The organism is Aeromonas sp. S41-2 (assembly GCF_027705845.1).
GTDB classification, from domain to species: domain Bacteria; phylum Pseudomonadota; class Gammaproteobacteria; order Enterobacterales; family Aeromonadaceae; genus Aeromonas; species Aeromonas hydrophila.
Genome location: NZ_JAPDCG010000007.1, coordinates 55,790 through 74,858 on the forward strand (window position 1 = coordinate 55,790; position 19,069 = coordinate 74,858).

Below are 19,069 nucleotides of genomic sequence, written 5' to 3' on the forward strand. Positions count from 1 at the left end.
CTCTTCATTGGTCACTCGCCGGGGCAAGAGTCGACTCCCCCGGACAGACGGATTAGATGGTGGACTCTTCGCCGTCCAGACACACCTCGTGCTCGCTGTTGAACACCGCCATGTCGGTCTCCCCCAGCAAACGGCTGGTGACGGTACCGGCGGTGATGGAGCCGGAGACGTTGAGGGCGGTACGGCCCATGTCGATCAGCGGCTCGATGGAGATGAGCAGACCGGCCAGCGCCACCGGGAAGTCCAGCGCGGAGAGCACGATCAAGGCGGCAAAGGTGGCACCGCCACCAATGCCGGCCACCCCGAACGAGCTGACGGTGATGATGGCGATCAGGGTCATGATGAAGCCCGGATCCATGGGGTTGACCCCCACAGTCGGCGCAATCATGACCGCCAACATGGCCGGATAGATGCCGGCGCAGCCGTTCTGGCCGATGGTCGAACCGAACGAGGCGGCGAAGTTGGCGATCCCCTCAGGAATGCCGAGCGCCTTGGTCTGGGTCTGCACGTTCATCGGGATCGAGCCCGCACTGGTGCGGGAGGTGAAGGCAAAGGCCAGTACCGGCATGATCTTCTTCAGGAAGCGAGCCGGGTTGATGCCCACCAGACTCACCAGCAGCAGGTGCACCGCAAACATGATGGCGATGGCGCCGTAGGAAGCCATGACGAAGCTGAGCAGATTGAGGATGTCAGCGTAGTTGGAGCCGGACACCACCTTGGTCATCAGCGCCAGCACGCCGTAGGGGGTGAGGCGCAGCACCAGGGTCACCATCCGCATCACGATGACGTGGGCAACCTGCATGAAGTGGCCGAAGCTCGCGAAGATCTCCGGCTTCTTGCGGGCGATGCCGGTGGCCGACAAACCGATGAAGATGGAGAAGATCACCACGGCGATGGTGGAGGTCTTGCGCGCGCCCGTCATGTCGAGGAAGGGGTTGGCCGGGATGAACTCCAGCACCATCTTGGCAAAGGACATGCTCTCGACGCTGCCGAGGGTGGTCTGCAGGGCCGCACCACGAGCGGTCTCGGCGGCGCCGGCGGTGAGCCCCTCGGCGGTCAGGCCGAACAGGTTGGACATCAGGATGCCCGCCCCGGCGGCAATCATGGTGGTGAAGATCAGCACGCCTATGGTCATGGCGCTGATCTTGCCGAGCGCGGTGCCGCCGTTGAGCTTGAGGATGGCGCCGATGATGGAGACCATGATGAGCGGCGTGATGATCATCTGCAGCAGCTTCACGTAGCCGCTGCCGACGATGTCCAGGTAGTCGCCGGTCTGTACCAGCACGTCGGAGCCGGCGCCGTAGAGCAGCTGCAGGGCGGCGCCGAACAGGATGCCCAGCCCCAGCCCCGAGAAGACCCGGCGGGTGAAGCTGACGTGGGTTTGCTGCAACCGATAGAGAAACAGCAGCAACATGACCAGGATGGCCAGATTACCTATAACGCTAAGAGTCATGACGATATTCCCCAAATGATCGGGCCGGGCCCGAGATGTACGGGCGAGTGCCCAGTGCGCACTCTCCCCTGAAACGCGCCGCATCGTGGCGGCCCGCCCCCCGGTGTGGCCGGGGTGGCGTCAGCAGGCAGAAAAACGGAGGGTGGCCTGCGCCACCCTCTTGCATCACTCGGCCTTGCCTTGTTGCTTGGCCCGCATGATGTTGATGATCTCGATATCGGTATCCAGCATCCCCTGTTTGGAGAGGCGACCCAGGTTGGCGATGGTCTGATCCACATCGTCGGAGACGATGCCTTCGCTCTGGGGCACGTGCAGGTTGTTGATGGCCATCAGCGACGATTTGACCGCCGCCGAGGTGGAGGTAGAGACCTTCATGGAACAGGCGCTGCCCGCGCCGTCGCAGATGATACCGGAAACGTCGCCGATCATGTTGTTGATGCAGTGACTAATTTGCTCGAACTGGCCGCCCAGCAGCCAGGTGATGGCGGCCCCCGCCCCCATGGCGGCGGTGCTGGCGGCACAGAGGGCCGACAGCTTGTTCTGGTAAGTCTTGATGTAGATGGCCACCAGGTGGCTCATCACCAGCGCCCGGGTCAGCTGCTCGTCGCTCGCCTGAAGGAAACGGGCGGCTGCCACCACCGGCATGGTGGCGGCAATGCCCTGGTTGCCGGAGCCCGAGTTGGACATGGCGGGCAGCATGGCGCCATCCATCCGCGCATCGGAGGCGGCAGACGACAAGCGCATGGCCAGGGTCATCAGGTCATCGGAGAGCAGCTTGCGCTCCACCTGCTCGGTGAGGATCTTGCCGATGCGCAGGCCATAGCCCTGCAGCCCTTCGTCCGCCAGCGCCTGGTTCATGGTAGCCGCCTCGCGGATGAAGTCGATCTCGGCCAGCGGTACCTGCAGGGCGAACTCGACAATCTCGCGCAGGGTCATGGCTGGCTTGCTGGAAGGGGCGGCCTGGATCTGCACGCCCGGGGCGCTGTCCTGCGCCATCAGTACCTCGCCGTCACGCTCCATCAGGATGATGCGGGTGTGGTCAGTACAGATCACCACCCGGGCACTGTGTCCCTCTACCTCTGCCAGCACCTCGGCGTAGAGCACGTCCGGCACGTCCTTCACATCCACCTTGATGGCAGGCAGCAGCGCCTTGGCGGCGTCGACCTGCTCCGGCGTGAGAGTCTTGAGCACCTCCAGCCCGGCATCCGGGTTGCCACCGGTGATGCCGACGGCAGCCGCCACCGGCAGACCTATCATCCCGGTACCCGGCACACCGACCCCCATGCCGTTCTTGAACAGATTGCCGCTGACCCAGACGCTGACGCGAGTCGGCACCTGCCCCAGCAGCTTGCGGCAGTTGGCCGCCGCCAGCGCCACCGACATGGGTTCGGTGCAGCCAAGGGCCGGCACCACTTCACGCTTGAGCAGGGTAATAAAGTCGGTCCATTGTGCTTTCATTGCGATGTGTCTCATGTTCACGGTGCCCGATGCGGGCTTGTCATTGTGCTGTCCGCTCCACAATGGCGGAGCGACATATAACCAGTATGGCGGGAGATGCCGGGTCGGCTGCAGCCGGTCGAGGGCCGAGCCAATGATCGGGGCCGCCTGAGTCGTTGGGCAATCCGATCAACTTTTGGTAACTCTAAAGCAATAGGACTCAAATAAATTTGAGCCGCTTCGCTTTTTGCGCAGGCATTATGCCCAACTGGCGGTGAAGTGCCACAAAATGTGAACAAGCGCACGGCAGGTCGCTGCCGACCTGGTTCAGCCGGCAGCGGAAGGAGTCAGAGCCCGTAACGGGTCAGCAGGGATTGATATTCAGGGGTCTGCTTGAAGGCCTTGAGGGCGAGGGAGAACTGATAGGCCAGCCGCTCGTTGCCGGGCCTGTGGGTAAAGGCGAGAAAATTTCGATTGCTCTCGCTCACCAGTTTTTCGCTATGGCCGACCTGATCCTGCAGCCCCTGCCCCTTGAGCAGGTAACGGCCCACCATCTGGTTCATCACGACCCCATCGAGCCGCCCCGCCATCATCAGGTGCAACTGCTTGATCATGTTGCTCTCCCCGGTCATGGCCACCCGGGTAAACAGGGCCGAGGTGAGGAATTCCTCACCGTAGGCGTAGTCAGCCTGGGTACCGATACGCAGCCCCTTGAGACTGGCCAGCCCCTGGAAGTCGACGGGCCTGGCGAATGGGAAGAAGAGCACCTCCCCGCTCTGGGAGAGGGGTTCATCCGGATAGTGCAACCACTCCAGCCGGCGCTCTTCGAAGAAGGCATCGACGATGGCATCGCCACGCTGGAGCCTGGCCTCCTGCAGCACCCGCTTCCAGGGCAGTACCTTGACCGTGGTCCGGTAACCCATCCGTTTGAGCACGGTGCGGGCCAGCTCCAGATCGGCACCGCCCAGGCTGCCATCATCGAGCCGCATCACATAGGGCGGCCACAGCTCGGTCAGCAGGGTCAGGGTCGGTGGCTCGCTCGCCTGTGCCGCCCACCCCCACCAGAGGCAAAGCAGGATCCATCCTTTACGCCACACCATGCAGTGATCTCCTCTGTGTATTGGCTGAGGATATACCAAAAAGTGAGTAATAAAAAAGGAGGCCGGAGCCTCCTTTTTTGCTTTCCTCTCCGGCGCTTACAGCGCTTTCAGGATAGCCTCGACGCTGGCCTTGGCATCGCCAAACAGCATCTGGGTGTTCTCCTTGAAGAACAGCGGGTTCTGCACGCCGGCATAGCCAGTGTTCATGGAGCGCTTGAAGCCGATGACGTTCTGCGCCTTCCACACTTCCAGCACCGGCATGCCGGCGATGGGGCTGCCCGGATCTTCCATGGCGGCCGGGTTGACGGTGTCGTTGGCACCGATCACCAGCACGGTGTCGGTATCGCTGAAGTCTTCGTTGATCTCGTCCATTTCCAGCACGATGTCATACGGGACTTTCGCTTCCGCCAGCAGCACGTTCATGTGGCCTGGCAGACGACCGGCCACCGGGTGGATACCGAAGCGCACCTTGACGCCGCGATCACGCAGCTTCTGGGTGATTTCAGCCACCGGGTACTGGGCCTGCGCCACCGCCATGCCGTAGCCCGGGGTGATGATGACGGAGCTGGAGTTCTTCAGCAGGTCAGCCACGTCTTCGGCGCTGGTTTCGCGGTATTCGCCCATCTCCTGGTCGGCCGTGGAGGCCACGCCGTCGGAGCCGAAGCCACCGGCGATCACCGAGATGAAGGAGCGGTTCATCGCCTTGCACATGATGTAGGAGAGGATCGCACCGGAGGAACCCACCAGCGCACCCACCACGATCAGCAGGTCATTGGAGAGCATGAAGCCCGCCGCCGCCGCCGCCCAACCGGAGTAGGAGTTCAGCATGGAGACCACTACCGGCATGTCGGCGCCACCGATGGAGGCCACCAGGTGCCAGCCGAAGGCGAAGGCGATCAGGGTCATCACCAGCAGGGCGAAGGTAGAACCGCCCGCGTTGACGAAGTAGACCATCAGCGCCAGCGAGGCGACCACGGCCAGCAGGTTCAGCTTGTGGCGATGCGGCAGCATCAGCGGCTTGGAGGAGATGAGACCACGCAGCTTGCCAAACGCCACCACGGAACCGGTGAAGGTCACCGCACCGATGAAGACGCCGAGGAAGATCTCGACCAGATGGATGTTCAGCATGGCGCCGGAGAGGTGCTCGACCTGGGCGACGCTGGCCGCCTGCTCGAACGCCGCACGGGCGGCTGCCAGGGTGGCATCCAGGTTCGAGCCAACAGACACGACCACTTCAGCCGGTGCGGAGGGGTGCAGATCGATGAAGCTGTTGAAGCCCACCAGCACGGCCGCCATACCCACGAAGCTGTGCAGCACGGCCACCAGCTCGGGCATCTCGGTCATCTCGACCTTGAGCGCCAGACGCACGCCGATGGCACCGCCGATCACCATGGCCAGAATGATCCAGTGCACGCCACTGGTCTCCGGGTTGAACACGGTCGCGAGCAGGGCGATGGCCATCCCCGCGATACCGAACAGGTTGCCATGCTTGGCCGTCTCTTGCTTCGACAGTCCCGCGAGACTGAGGATGAAGAGCACGGCGGCAACGATATAGGATGCTGTTACCAGTCCTTGAGACACGTTAAACCCCCTTAATCCTTACGGAACATCTTCAGCATGCGCTGAGTGACGGTGAAGCCACCGAAGATGTTGATACTGGCAATCAGCACGGCGATGAAGGCCAATGCGGTGACCAGGGTCGACCCTTGCCCAATCTGCAGCAGGGCACCGACCACGATAATGCCGGAGATGGCATTGGTGACCGACATCAGCGGCGTGTGCAGGGCGTGAGAGACGTTCCACACCACGTAGTAACCGACCACACAGGCCAGGATGAATACGGTGAAGTGGGAGAGGAACGCCGCAGGCGCCACGGCAGCAACCCAACCGAAGGCGGCGATGCCGAGGGCACCGAACACGAACTTCTTGTTGGAGGGCTTGGCCGCTTCCTTCTTGGCGGCCGGTTTGGCGGCAGCCGGTTTTTGCGGGGCGGCAGAGACCGAGATGGCGGGCGGCGGGAAGGTCACTTCACCGGCCTGGATCACCGTCATGTTGCGCTGCACCACGTCTTCGAAGTTGATGGCGACGTTGCCGTCCTTCTCCTTGCACATCAGCTTCATCAGGTTGACCAGGTTGGTACCGTAGAGCTGGGAGGATTGGGCAGGCAGGCGGCCCGGCAGATCGGTGTAACCGATCACCTTGACGCCGTTGCCGGTGACATGCAGTTCACCCGGCACAGTGTATTCGCAGTTGCCGCCAGCCTGGGCAGCCATGTCCACGATCACCGAGCCCGGCTTCATGCTGTCCACCATCTCTTTGGTGATCAGCTTGGGTGCCGGCTTGCCCGGGATCAGGGCGGTAGTGATGATGATGTCCACTTCCTTGGCTTGCTGGGCAAACAGCGCCATCTCGGCCGCGATGAACTCTTCGCTCATCACCTTGGCGTAACCGTCGGAGGAGGAGCCATCCTCGCCACCGAAGTCCAGCTTGAGGAACTCGCCACCCATGGACTCGATCTGCTCGGCCACTTCCAGACGGGTATCGAACGCACGCACGATGGCACCGAGGGAACCGGCAGTACCGATGGCGGCCAGACCGGCGACGCCGGCACCGATCACCAGTACCTTGGCGGGCGGCACCTTGCCGGCTGCGGTGATTTGGCCGGTGAAGAAGCGACCAAACTGGTGCGCGGCCTCAACCACGGCGCGATAGCCACCGATGTTGGCCATGGAGGAGAGGGCATCGAGGGACTGGGCACGGGAGATCCGCGGCACCATGTCCATCGCCATCACATTGATGTTGCGCGCGGACAGCTTCTTGACCAGCTCAGGGTTCTGGGCAGGCCAGATGAAGCTCACCAGGGTGGCACCATCTTTAATTTGTGCGATCTCGGCATCGGTCGGCGCATTGACCTTGAAGATGAGGTCGGCTTGCCAGACGCTCGGCACCACGCTGGCACCGGCAGCCTCGAAGGCGGCATCATCGAAGCTGGCCAGCAGGCCGGCACCGGCCTCGATGGCGACCTCGAAGCCGAGCTTTTTCAGCTGCTCAACGGTGGCCGGGGTCGCTGCGACCCGGGTCTCACCGGCGAGACTCTCTCTCGGTATTCCAATCTGCATGACTATTCCCTGATGGTTAATAAACAATCGCTGCCCAGTGTCGCATTTCTGGCGAAACAAGACATGACCAAAGTGCAGGTCACGGGCCCTTTGTTATGAAAATCAGTAGGCTTTACCTCAACCTCCTGTCATGGCCAGGCCCCCGCTTTTCAGGCGCGAAGGTGATTAGTATCAAATTTTGGAGTTTTATTACAACCGCAGTCCCGGCGGGGCGCGTACAGAATTCAGCCCGTCCCGGACCCTGATTTAAAAAAACAAACCAAATTAGCGACTTATACCAGTAAAAAGCGCTGGAAAAAGTGATCCAACCAGTCAAAAAAAATGTTTTACCGGCCCTCTATCTTAGCGCTTTTTGTTCTTACGAAATCCGCACCGATCACAGATATCGGGCCGAAAACGAAAAAAGTAACTGTTTTGTAACAGACAAGGGGCCGGCTACCCGCCAAATAAGCGGATCCGGCCCCTGCTATTTAATCGTTTCGATGGTGGCGGACCAGTGCGCCCCGTTTACCAGGCCGCCTCATAAATATGCTGACTCTGCACCAGGTCGATATCGCCGTGCTCGCCGATGGCGGTCATGCCGTGTTCCGCCAGCTTGCCGAGCAGGGTATCAATTCCTGCGTCCGCCACGCCGTAATCCCGCAGCCGGGTCTTGACCCCCATCCGCTCGAAGAAGTCGCGGGTGGCGGCGATGGCGCCATCGATGCGCTCCGCTTCACTGCCGCTGCGCAGATCCCACACTCGCTCGGCGTATTGCAGCAGTTTGGCGTGTTTCTGCTGGCGCTTGGCCTGCAGCAGGGCCGGCAGCACCACTGCCAGGGTCTGGGCGTGGTCGAGGCCGTGCAAGGCGGTGATCTCGTGGCCCAGCATGTGGGTCGCCCAGTCCTGCGGTACACCGGCCCCGATCAGGCCGTTCAGCGCCAGGGTGGCGCTCCACATGATGTTGGCGCGCACCTCGTAGTTTTCCGGTTCCACCAGCGCCTTGGGGCCCTCTTCCAGCAGGGTCAGCAGCAAACCTTCGGCGAAGCGATCCTGCACCTTGGCGTTGACCGGATAGGTGAGGTACTGCTCCAGAATGTGGATGAAGGCATCCACCACCCCGTTGGCCACCTGACGGGCCGGCAAGGTGTAGGTCAGCACCGGATCGAGCACGGCGAAGCGCGGCATCACGAACGGCGAGAAGAAGTGCACCTTGTCGCCGCTGCTGCGACGGGTCACCACGGCGCCCATGTTCATCTCGGAACCGGTGGCCGGCAGGGTCAGCACGGCGCCAAGCGGGATGGCGGAGCGCACTTCGTTGCCCACGGTCTCGAGGATGTGCCAGGGATCCCGGGCCGGATCATAGTGAGCGGCCGCGGCGATGAACTTGGTGCCGTCGAGCACGGAGCCGCCGCCGACGGCCAGCAGGAAGTCGACCTGCTCGGCGCGGGCCAGCTCGACCGCTCCCATCAGGGTTTCATAGGTGGGGTTGGGCTCGATGCCACCGAATTCAAACAGGGTCATGCCGGCCAGCTCGCTGCGGATCTGGGCCAGCAGGCCGCTGCGCACCACGCTGCCGCCGCCGTAGGTGATGAGGATGCGGGCATCGCGCGGCAGCTGTTCACGCAGCTGGGCGACCTGGCCCTTGCCGAACAGGATCTTGGTCGGGGTATGCAGGGTAAAGTTGTTCATCGACATTGCCTTTGTGAGTATCTGGCGGCCTGGCCGCAAAAATGTGATTGCATTTTTCTCCAGACAACCAATACCATCAAGGCAACATCCTGCTTTATTTTTGCCTATTCCTACAAAGCAGCCAAAACAGAACCCAAGAGTATCCCATGCAGACCCGCTACACCGATCTCGCCGCCAAGCTGGCCCGCCACGTCACCGCCCCCGGCATCACCCCCTCGCCGGTGGATCAGGTGAGCCTCATCTACACCACCGAATACCACGGCCGCACCCCGGTGCTCTATCAGCCGCGGATGATAGTGATCCTGCAGGGGCACAAGGTGGGCTATCTGGCAGACCAAGTGTTTCGCTACGACCCCAACCACTACCTGCTGATGACCCTGCCGCTGCCCTGCGAGTGCGAGTGCTTCGCCTCCCCCGAGCAGCCTCTCATCGGCTTCTCCCTCGAGATCAACCTGGTGACCCTGCAGGAGTTGCTGCTGGAGCTGGGGGATGCCCTGCCCGCCCCCACCCCGCAAAAGAGCGGCGTGCACTCGGTGCCCCTGTCGGAAGCCATGTTCTGCGCCGCCGAGCGGCTGATCGACCTGATGGACAAACCCCACCACGCCCGGGTGCTGGGGCCGCAGACGGTGCGGGAGATGCTGTTCTACGCCCTGCACGAAGGGGGCGGCCCGGCGCTGCAGGCGCTCGCCAATCGCCACAACCATGTGGGCCAGATTGCCCGGGTGCTGCGTATGATAGAGTCGCGTTACGCCGACAACCTGACCATGGAGGAGCTGGCGCGGGAGGTGAACATGAGCGTCTCCGCCTTCCACCACCACTTCAAGGCGGTCACCGCCACCTCGCCGCTGCAGTACATCAAGTCGTTTCGCCTCCACAAGGCGCGGATGATGATGCTGCACGACGGCATCAAGGCGGGCACCGCGGCGACCAGGGTCGGCTACGAGAGCAACTCCCAGTTCAGCCGGGAGTACAAGCGCTTCTTCGGCAGTACGCCGACGGATCAGGCCTCCCGCTTTCGGGAAGGCCAGCTGCGCATCATAGAGGGATAACCAGAGAGGAATTGTTCATGCGTGCACTGCTTTGCCTGCTCACCGCCTGTCTGCTGACGGCCTGTACCGGCCTCGCCGACGGCATCCGCCCCGTTACCGGCTTCCAGCTCGACCGCTACCTCGGCACCTGGTACGAGATCGCCCGCCTCGACCACGGTTTCGAGCGCGGACTGGAGCAGGTGAGCGCCACCTACAGCCTGCGCGACGACGGCGGGGTCAAGGTGCTCAACCGCGGCAAGCAGAGTGACGGCAGCTGGCGCGAAGCCGAGGGCAAGGCCTACTTCGTCGACAAACCGGACGAGGCACGGCTCAAGGTGAGCTTCTTCGGCCCCTTCTACGGCGGCTACAACGTCATCGAGCTGGACCCCGATTACCAGCTCTCGCTGGTGACCAGCTACAACCACGACTACCTCTGGATCCTCGCCCGCTCACCCAATCCGCCCAAGGCCAACGTGGATGCCCTGATCGCCAAGGCTGCATCGCTGGGTTTTGCCACCGATCAGCTGATCTGGGTCAAGCAGACCCCCTGAGCCTGTCGTGAAACAAGAAAGGGCAGCCCGCAGGCTGCCCTTTTTCATGGACATTCGAGTGATGATCAGAGCCGGAAGCGGCCTATCTCCTGCTCCAGCCGCTCGGTCAGCCCCTTCAGCTCGGCCGCCTGCGCCGCCTCCTGATTGGCCTGCTCGGCCAGCTCCTGAGAGACGTGGCGGATATTCTCGGTGTTGCGGCTGATCTCGCTGGTGACCGAGGTCTGCTCTTCGGCCGCCGCCGCAATCTGGGTCGCCATGTCGCTGATGGCGCCGATCGCCTCGTTGATCTGCCCCAGGCTCAGGTTGGCGGACTCCGCGTCCTCCACGCTGGTGCCCGCCAGCTGGCGGCTGGTCTCCATGCCGCTCACCGCCCGGCGGGTGGTCTGCTGCAGGGTCTCGATCATCTGCTGGATCTCGTCGGTGGAGTCGTGGGTGCGGCGCGACAGCACCCGCACCTCGTCCGCTACCACTGCAAAGCCGCGGCCCTGCTCGCCGGCTCGGGCTGCCTCGATGGCGGCGTTGAGCGCCAGCAGGTTGGTCTGCTCGGCGATACCGCTGATGGTGGCCAGAATGCCGCTGATCTTCTGGGCGTGGGCATCCAGCTCCACAATGATCTGGCTGGCGTCGGCAACTTCGTCCGCCAGCCCGGTGATGCTGCGCTGGCTCTGACCGACCTGTGACTGACCAGCGACCGCCAGCTTGACCGCATCGCCGGAGGTGGTGGCGGCAAACTCGGCGTTGCCGGCGATCTCCTGAGTGGCGGAGGCCATCTCGGTCACCGCGGTCGCCACCATCACGATCTCGTCCTGCTGCTGGCGCACCCGCTGGCTGCGGGACTGGGCCCCGGCTGCCTGGGCGCGGGACTGGGCCGCCAACTCGACGGTAACATCCCGCAGCCGGCTGACAATGCCGTGCAGCCGCGCCACGAACTGGTTGAAGCTCTCCGCCAGCTGACCCACCTCATCCTTGCTGCGGGTGTTGATGTGCACCGTGAGGTCTCCCTCGCCGTGGGCGATGTCGTGCAGCGCGCCGGCCACCCGGCCCAGATCGGCAAACAGATACTTGAACATGGCGGTGAGCAGGGCGCTGAACACCAGCATCAGCACCAGAGTCAGCCCCACCAGTTGCCACAGCAGGGTGGCAAGCGGCGCCTCCAGCACGTCGCGATACATCACCATGGCCAGCAGCCAGTCGGTGCCCGCCACCGGCTGCACCGCCAGCAGCACGTCGCGCCCGTTCAGGGTGGCGGCGTGCAGCTCGTTGTTCTCACGGCCCCACTGCTGGAAGGTGGCCGCCGACAGGTCGGGGGAGAGCTCCGCTATCTGCTTGAGCGCCAGCTCCTTGTTGGGGTGGCCAACGATGAGGCCGCTGCTGTCGAGCAGCATGGCGTACCCCTCACCCTGTACCTGCATCGCCAGCACCTCGTCGATCAGCTTGTCGAGCGCCAGGTTGGCCCCCACGGCGCCGACCAGCTCGCCCTGATGCAGCACCGGCTCGGAGAGGGTGACCACCAGCTTCTGCATGGTGACGCTGACATAGGGAGCGGTGACGATGAGCTGCCCCGCCTTCACCGCGTCCTGATACCAGGGGCGCTCGCGCGGGTCATAGTTGCCGGTGTTGAGGGAGGGATCCTGCCGGGTCATCACCCCCTGGGTCGAGCCAAAGTAGGTAAGCCCGAACCCGCCCGAGGTGTAGGCCTGCTTCAGGTGCGGCACCAGCTCGGCCTGCGGATTGTCGGCGATCAGGTTCACCAGCGCGTGCACCGTGTTCTTGCGATCCGCCATCCAGTCGCCGATGGCGACCGAGTAGGCGTGACCATAGTTGACCGCCTCGCTCTGGATGGCGCTCATGGTGCGGGATTTGAGGGTGTGAAAGGCAACGATGCCGAGCAGTGAGGCCATCAGCAGCACCACCCCCAGACTGGTGGCCAGCAGCTTGCCGCGCAACGAAAGTGTCATGACTACGGATCCTTGTTGTTGTGACGGGCCAGGGAGAGACCCTTATTTAATCAAGGCTATCGGCCACATGCTGAACAGACTTTAGTGAATCCCAGTATTTTTACATCTATCAACAACAGAACCCGCTACTCGTCATTGCTGGATCGCTATTCCATGCTGCTGACAACCTGCATGAAGGGGACAAAAAGCAGCTCCCCATGACAACAACAAGGCCGCCCGCAGGCGGCCTCCCATACACTCCGAACGGTATTACCTGACCCGGGCGATGGCGGTATTGAGCCGCATATTGGTCGCATCCAGCCCCGGGGTCTGGCCATGGAAGTCGAACTCCAGCCTGACGCCGGGGCGGAACAGCAGGCAATGGGTGGAGCCGCCGAAGTGGAACATGCCGAGCGGATCCCCCTTCTGCACCCGCTCCCCCGCCTGCACCGTGATCTCGCAGCTCGACACCTCGGCCATCCCCACCGGCACCACGCACATCAGACCGATTTTGGGGTTGTCGGCCTCGATGAAGATGAGTGCCCGGGTCGCCACCGAGGTGAGGAACGGCTGGGAATTGTTGGGGGCGCTGGGATCCGCCCCCTGCGGGTCGGCAAAGCCTTCGAACTGGTTTTCCAGATAGTAGGTGCCGTTGACGATGCGCACCTTGCGGATGGTGCCGCTCACCGGGCTGTGCCAGCGGTGGTAGCTGAGCGCGCTGAGGAAGGCCTGGTAGACGGTGCCCCCCTCGAAACGGGGCGCCAGATCGTCAAAATCGAGCATGTTGTCCAGCGAATAGGGCTGCCCCTTGAGCCAGAACTGATCGCTGCGGCTCACCTCCTTGCGCACCTGCAGCGGCGCCGACTCGCAGGCGTTGACGATGACACTGTCATCCGTCGGCGCAGATACCGGCCGCACCCCGACCCGAAAACGTCGGGTAAAGAAGTCGTCCCAGCAGCTGAACCCGTGGTACTCGGCCGCCGGCTCGCACTCGAAGATCTGCTCGAAGCTGCCCGGTGTGGGGTTGGGCCCCTCCCCGACCGCCTCGTTCGCCACCTTGACCATCTCGGCCTTGGCCACCTTGCCGAGCCAGGGCACCACCAGGGTCTCCTGATCCAGCCGGCTGACCGGTTCATTCAACACATAGCGGGACGCCGGGCTTTGCAGGAACTGGGCCCAGTAGTCGAGGATCTTCTTGAACTGCTGGTTGATCAGGGCGTTGGCAAAGAAGTGATAGCCGGCCTGGGTGGCCATGGGCCAGTCGAGCAGGGCATTGATGGGAAAGCCGATGAGACCGGATGGCTCGTGGCTGGGGATGTCCTGATACGCCTCGGGCGCCGTGGTCATGATGCCGTTGAGCAGCCCCAGGAACTCCTCGAACGAGCGAACCTCCGGCTGACCGAGCGGGGTCAGGTGCTTGTGGCGCCAGGCTTCCTTGAACATGGCTTCGGCCTGGGCATGCAGCGCAGGGTCGGCATGGACCAGATCCCGCAGTTCGGCGATGGGGGGCACCAGCGCACGCGGCTGCTGGGTCACGTAGTGCTTGATCCGCCGGATCCAGCGCTCGATATGGGCGCCATCGCGGGGGATCCAGCCACCGGGACGGGACTTGTTCAATCGGGTTTCCACTGCCTTGTTCATGGTTCGCTCTCCTCAGCTGATGTTCACGCCCACAATCCACGGCTTGAGCATTGAGTGCCGGCCTGCCAACGGCATGCCAGGGCACCGACCCTGTTATGTAGCACAGGGAGCGCGGCGGGACGATTGCCAGAAACGACAGGGCAAACCGGCGCAACAACGACTAGCGGTCGGGAGGAACGAGTACAACGGGAGGAAGCGCCCTGCTACAGCAGTCGGGGCAAGGGACGATGGGAAAAAATGGGAGGCCCGGAAAAGCGAAAAGCCAGCTCAATGAGCTGGCTTCTCTGAAAAATGGCAGGGGCGGCAGGACTCGAACCCGCAACCATCGGTTTTGGAGACCGCTGTTCTACCAATTGGAACTACGCCCCTGCAACAAACGAGGCGAATTATACAAAGCCGGGATCAAAGGTAAAGGCTTTTTTCTCACTTTCGGTGCGATTGCACAAAGGACGAGCAGATCTGGTCACTTTTTGCAGCCAAAGGGGGTAACTCGCTGTATTTACAGCCTTGTTTGGGTAGGAAAGCAGCGGCAATGGGGGTAGGGTGAAGAGGTGGCCAGGCAATGAGGAGGCTGCTCATGCTCAATTATCGGTTACTTCAACAACTTGCACCGCTCAACTTCCGGGATGAGAGCAAAACCGAGGCTCTGCCGGACTATCTGGCACGGGTCGCCCCGCTGGTGCCCTTCATTCCCGACAATGTGCTCTCCCAGTGGATTTACCGCCATTGGCGCGGTTTTGAATCCAACTGGAGCTTTATCGATCTCGCCCGCCACCAGTTCGAGTGTGAAAGCTGGCCCACCGCCAGGATCATCGAGCAGACCGGCTCCCGCCATATGGAGGTGGTCGAACGCTGGGGCGAGATGCTGAGACACAACCGCTACGTCCGTCGATCCTGGCTCGGGGAGTACATGCTGAGTCAGGGTACCTGGTCCGAACCCATCATAGTGCTGGCATCGGCGGCGGGCAGCAGCTACCCGGACGGTCACCCGCTGCCACAACCCTATTGTCTGCTGGAGGGGCACCACAGGCTCGCCTATCTGCGCAGCATGGCCGAAGATGCGCAGCCCTTGCAGGCCGAACACCAGGTGTGGGTTTGCCGGCCAGTTCACGACAGTTAAACGTTTTTCAGCGCAAATCTTGCCTTTGAAATAAATTTTTGACAATTCAAAATGCGACTCTATAATCTGTCCGGTTTGAAAAAAGGTCAGGACAGGACGATGCAGTTTTTGCTGAAAAAGACAGCCTTGCAGACGGGTGGAACGCACCAGAGCGGCCCCGTTGTTTCCGGTTCCCGACCCACAGATCCTCAATTGTTTTTAAAAAAAGCCCCTGTTTCAGGGGCTTTTTTTTGTGCCCGAAAAACCTTCATTGATGTCAAAGGGAATGCAGACGATGACCAATCCACTCTATAAGAAACATGTCATCTCCATTTCGGACCTGACCCGGCCCGACATGGAACTGGTGGTCGCAACCGCACAGCGGTTGAAGGCCGAGCCCGACACCCGCTTGCTGAAAGACAAGCTGGTTGCCAGCTGCTTCTTCGAAGCCTCCACCCGTACCCGCCTGTCGTTCGAGACCGCGGTCCAGCGCCTGGGTGGCAACATCATCGGCTTCGCCGACGGTGGCAACACCAGCGCCAAGAAGGGCGAGACCCTGGCCGACTCCATCAAGATCATCGGCTCCTACACCGATGCGGTGGTGATGCGTCACCCGAAAGAGGGCGCCGCCCGCCTCGCTTCCGAGTTCTCCCGGGTACCGGTCATCAACGGCGGTGACGGTTCCAACCAGCATCCGACCCAGACCCTGCTCGACCTCTTCTCCATCCACGAGACGCAAGGCAAGCTGGACGGCCTCAACGTCGCCTTCGTCGGCGACCTCAAGTACGGCCGCACCGTACACTCGCTGGCCCAGGCCCTCAGCCTGTTCAACTGCCGCTTCTTCTTCATCTCGCCGGAAGCGCTGGCGATGCCGGACTACCTCTGCGAGGAGCTGGAAGAGAAAGGCATCCAGTTCAGCGTGCACGAGACCATGGAAGAGGTGATGCCGGAGCTCGACATCCTCTACATGACCCGGGTTCAGAAAGAGCGCTTCGACGAGACCGAATACAAGCACATGGCCGCCAAGTTCGTGCTGGAAGTGGCCACCCTGGAAGGCGCCAAGCCCACCATGAAGATCCTGCACCCCCTGCCTCGCGTCGACGAGATCGACGTCGCGGTCGACAAGACTCCCCACGCCTACTACTTCCAGCAGGCGGAGAACGGGGTTTATGCACGCCAGGCGCTGCTGGCTCTGGTACTGAACGAAACCGTCTAAGGGAAAGGGGTATATCATGTCCGAGAAGAACCAACTGCAAGTCGAAGCCATCCGTCACGGCTCCGTCATCGACCACGTCCCCGCCGGCCAGGGCATCAAGATCCTCAAGCTGTTCCAGCTGATCGAGACCCAGGAGCGCATCACCGTCGGTTTCAACCTGAAATCCGGCGCGCTGGGCAAGAAGGATCTCATCAAGATCGAGAACACCCGCCTGACCGAACAGCAGGCCAACCAGCTGGCACTGTTCGCCCCCAAGGCGACCGTCAACATCATCGAAGACTTCGCCGTGGTGAAGAAACACCAGCTGGAGCTGCCGGAGTTCATCGCCGGGGTGTTCCACTGCCCCAACTCCAACTGCATCTCCCACAACGAGCCGGTGGACAGCTACTTCCGGGTGCGCGAGGTGAAAGGCGTGGTGCGGATGAAGTGCAAATACTGCGAGAAGTCCTTCACCCAGGACATCGTCAGCGAACGCTACTGATAGCCAGACTCAAAAGATATCCAGGTGGGCCCCAAGGGGCCCATTTTTGACCCCTGTCACATCACCAAATAACCAGTTGGTTATAATTTGCCATCCAAACAGAGCTATTCCCGCTCATTTCCTGCCAGTGCATTGATTGCCAGTATTTTTTGCTGATATTCAGCGAATGCGGCAGATATCGAGCGTTTACCGTCGGTCATCATCAAAGGAATTCGCCGTGGTCAAAACCCTCAGTCGTCCCGTGGAACAAGAGCCCGATCTGGCCCAGCTGGATGCCTGTCGCCAGATCATCGGCCAGCACTGCTACAGCACCCAGGAGGAGATCCGGCGCGAGCTGTCGGAGCGCGGTTTCGCCGACATCAGCCAGTCCACCATCTCCCGTCTGCTGCGCCGGCTCGGCGTGGCCAAGGCCCAGAACGCCAACGGCAAGAAGGTCTACACCCTGGTGGACGAGCAACTGGAGCCCGCCGGCAGTACCCGCTCGATCCACGACATGGTGCGCGAAGTGGTGCACAACCAGCAGATGGTGCTGATCCACACCACCCCGGGTGCCGCCACCGTGGTGGCCCGCCTGCTGGATCGCAACGCCAATCCCGAGATCATGGGCGCCGTCGCCGGCAACGACGTGGTGCTGGTCGCCCCACGCCACATCAGCCGCACCCGTCAGGCCCACGCCGCTGTAGTGCGCACCCTGGCGCAAGCCCGCTAACCCCCTCTCCCGAAGAGATCGAGGCGACCAGAAGGTCGCCTTTTTGTTGCTGCTGATATGCGCCAAGGCGGTTCATCCTCACCCATTCTCCCCTCCCCACGACTTTAATCGTCATGAATCAGCCATAAAAAACGGGAGCCAGTGGCTCCCGTTTTCAGCTTTCTCTTCGTTGTGGATCAGAGCACTGCACCCAGGCTCAGGCAGACCACGATCAGCACGGTCAGGATGCCGAGCAGCGGGGCCACCCATTTCAGCCAGCGTACATAGGGCACCTTGGCAATCGCCAGGCCACCCATGACCACGGCGGAAGTCGGGGTCACCAGGTTCACCAGGCCGGAGGCGGACTGATAGGCGGTGACCACCAGCTCGCGACCCACGTTGGCGAAGTCGGCCAGCGGCGCCATGATCGGCATGGTCAGCACGGCCAGACCGGAGGAGGACGGCACCAGGAAGGAGAGCACCACTTCCAGCACGAACATCACGTTGATGAACACCACGGTGGAGAGGCCGGTCACGATCCCTTCTGCGCTGTGCAGGATGGTGTGAGTGATCATGCCGTTGTCCATCACTACCACGATACCGCGGGCGATACCGATGATGAGGGCAACGCCGAGCAGGTCGCGGGCACCGTCGATGAAGTTGGAGGTCAGCTCCTCTTCACTCATGCGGGAGATGACACCGACTATGATGGCGGCGGCCAGGAACACCCCAGAGATCTGCGCCATCCACCAGCCCAGCACGGCCACCCCGTAGATCATCACGGCGAAGGCGGCGACGAAGATACCCAGCACGATTTTACGGGTCAGGGTGAACTCCAGCATCTGGTCGCTCTTGTTGCCAAGGAAGTGGGCACGGTTCTCTTCCCACTTGTCAGCCACCAGGGATTTGCTCGGGTCATTGCGCACCATCTTGGCGTAACGCATCACATAGGCCACGCACAGCAGCCAGCCGGCAACCAGCATGGCGACGCGCAACCAGATGCCGTCGGTGAAGGAGATACCGGCCGCGTTGGCGGCAATCACGGTGGCGAACGGGTTGATGGTAGAGCCCAGGGTACCGATACCGGCCCCCAGCAATACGGTTGCGGCAGCCACCACCGGGTCGAAGCGGGCGGCCATCATCACCGGCACCAGCAGGGTGTAGAACGGCAGCGACTCTTCCGCCATGCCGTAGATGGTACCGCCCGCGGCGAACAGCGCCATCAGGATCGGGATCATCCACTCTTCCCGGCCGCGCAGACGGTCGGTTACACGCTCGATACCGGCATCGATGGCGCCGGTCTTGGTCACAATGCCAAGAAAACCACCGATGATCAGGATGAACAGGGAGACGTCGATGGCGCCTGCCTGATAGGTGTCATGGTTATAAAGACCGTCGATAGGTGCCAGCAGCACATCGACGATCCCCTGGGGATTGCCCTCCACCAGTTTGTAGGTACCAGCCACCGGCACTTCCTTGCCGAGGGCCTCGTTCATGGTCATTTCATATTTGCCGGCCGGCACTATCCAGCTCAGGGCGGCCACCAGGGCGATCAGCACGAACAGTATCGTGTAGGCTGACGGGAACTTGAATTTGGTCATGGTCCAGCTTCCTTCTGTGGGTGTGGTATCCATGCAGGCTGCGGGTC

16 protein-coding genes and 1 tRNA gene are annotated in these 19,069 nt (G+C 62.1%); 7 read left to right on the forward strand and 10 right to left on the reverse strand.

All coding sequences use genetic code 11. The features are described 5' to 3' along the window. Nucleotides 1-52: 52 nt before the first annotated feature. The 6 genes from OKC44_RS16380 to yqhD form a co-directional block, all read right to left on the reverse strand. The gene (locus tag OKC44_RS16380) at nt 53-1,453 is read right to left on the reverse strand and encodes an L-cystine transporter (protein WP_029304921.1); all 1,401 of its coding nucleotides are present in this window, start codon (nt 1,451-1,453) and stop codon (nt 53-55) included. Nucleotides 1,454-1,618: 165 nt separating this feature from the next. Then, entirely contained in the window at nt 1,619-2,926 is a 1,308-nt protein-coding gene (locus OKC44_RS16385; protein ID WP_270814131.1) for an L-cysteine desulfidase family protein, read from the reverse strand. A gap of 311 nt (nt 2,927-3,237) precedes the next feature. Next, on the reverse strand, nt 3,238-3,990 hold the full coding sequence (locus OKC44_RS16390; protein WP_029304922.1) for a substrate-binding periplasmic protein: 753 nt from the start codon (nt 3,988-3,990) through the stop codon (nt 3,238-3,240). Between the two features lie 96 nt (nt 3,991-4,086). Further along, entirely contained in the window at nt 4,087-5,571 is a 1,485-nt protein-coding gene (gene pntB / locus OKC44_RS16395) for a Re/Si-specific NAD(P)(+) transhydrogenase subunit beta (RefSeq protein WP_011707742.1), read from the reverse strand. Between the two features lie 11 nt (nt 5,572-5,582). Next, the gene (gene pntA, locus OKC44_RS16400) at nt 5,583-7,109 is read right to left on the reverse strand and encodes a Re/Si-specific NAD(P)(+) transhydrogenase subunit alpha (RefSeq protein ID WP_270814133.1); all 1,527 of its coding nucleotides are present in this window, start codon (nt 7,107-7,109) and stop codon (nt 5,583-5,585) included. A gap of 507 nt (nt 7,110-7,616) precedes the next feature. Continuing rightward, the gene (gene yqhD / locus OKC44_RS16405; RefSeq protein WP_257685816.1) at nt 7,617-8,780 is read right to left on the reverse strand and encodes an alcohol dehydrogenase; all 1,164 of its coding nucleotides are present in this window, start codon (nt 8,778-8,780) and stop codon (nt 7,617-7,619) included. A 146-nt stretch (nt 8,781-8,926) separates the two neighbouring features. Between yqhD and OKC44_RS16410 the strand changes: the two genes are divergently transcribed. Then, nucleotides 8,927-9,829: an AraC family transcriptional regulator gene (locus tag OKC44_RS16410; protein ID WP_011707745.1), complete on the forward strand. Its 903-nt coding sequence runs from the start codon at nt 8,927-8,929 to the stop codon at nt 9,827-9,829. Nucleotides 9,830-9,846: 17 nt separating this feature from the next. Then, the gene (locus OKC44_RS16415; RefSeq protein WP_029304924.1) at nt 9,847-10,359 is read left to right on the forward strand and encodes a lipocalin family protein; all 513 of its coding nucleotides are present in this window, start codon (nt 9,847-9,849) and stop codon (nt 10,357-10,359) included. A gap of 65 nt (nt 10,360-10,424) precedes the next feature. Here OKC44_RS16415 and OKC44_RS16420 read toward each other — a convergent pair whose 3' ends face one another. From OKC44_RS16420 to OKC44_RS16430, 3 genes are all read right to left on the reverse strand, one after another. Next, the gene (locus tag OKC44_RS16420) at nt 10,425-12,317 is read right to left on the reverse strand and encodes a methyl-accepting chemotaxis protein (RefSeq protein WP_203092281.1); all 1,893 of its coding nucleotides are present in this window, start codon (nt 12,315-12,317) and stop codon (nt 10,425-10,427) included. Nucleotides 12,318-12,566: 249 nt separating this feature from the next. Beyond that, nucleotides 12,567-13,937, reverse strand: coding sequence for a phosphatidylserine decarboxylase family protein (locus tag OKC44_RS16425; protein WP_270814141.1), 1,371 nt, complete (start codon nt 13,935-13,937; stop codon nt 12,567-12,569). Between the two features lie 292 nt (nt 13,938-14,229). After that, nucleotides 14,230-14,306: transfer RNA gene (locus OKC44_RS16430), tRNA-Trp, on the reverse strand. Between the two features lie 208 nt (nt 14,307-14,514). Between OKC44_RS16430 and OKC44_RS16435 the strand changes: the two genes are divergently transcribed. From OKC44_RS16435 to OKC44_RS16455, 5 genes are all read left to right on the forward strand, one after another. Next, on the forward strand, nt 14,515-15,057 hold the full coding sequence (locus tag OKC44_RS16435; protein ID WP_016352300.1) for a hypothetical protein: 543 nt from the start codon (nt 14,515-14,517) through the stop codon (nt 15,055-15,057). Nucleotides 15,058-15,156: 99 nt separating this feature from the next. After that, entirely contained in the window at nt 15,157-15,351 is a 195-nt protein-coding gene (locus OKC44_RS16440) for a hypothetical protein (protein WP_155270350.1), read from the forward strand. Then, nucleotides 15,332-16,252, forward strand: coding sequence for an aspartate carbamoyltransferase (gene pyrB, locus OKC44_RS16445; protein ID WP_043164137.1), 921 nt, complete (start codon nt 15,332-15,334; stop codon nt 16,250-16,252). Before OKC44_RS16440 ends, pyrB begins: the two co-directional genes overlap by 20 nt. 16 nt (nt 16,253-16,268) lie before the next feature. Then, entirely contained in the window at nt 16,269-16,733 is a 465-nt protein-coding gene (gene pyrI / locus OKC44_RS16450) for an aspartate carbamoyltransferase regulatory subunit (protein ID WP_011707750.1), read from the forward strand. A gap of 217 nt (nt 16,734-16,950) precedes the next feature. After that, nucleotides 16,951-17,442 carry an arginine repressor gene (locus tag OKC44_RS16455; RefSeq protein ID WP_016352302.1) on the forward strand — a complete coding sequence of 164 codons (492 nt, stop codon included), beginning with the start codon at nt 16,951-16,953 and terminating at the stop codon, nt 17,440-17,442. A 176-nt stretch (nt 17,443-17,618) separates the two neighbouring features. On the opposite strand, the gene OKC44_RS16460 is transcribed toward OKC44_RS16455, so the two are convergent. After that, nucleotides 17,619-19,022 carry a YfcC family protein gene (locus OKC44_RS16460; protein WP_017409771.1) on the reverse strand — a complete coding sequence of 468 codons (1,404 nt, stop codon included), beginning with the start codon at nt 19,020-19,022 and terminating at the stop codon, nt 17,619-17,621. Nucleotides 19,023-19,069 lie beyond the last annotated feature (47 nt).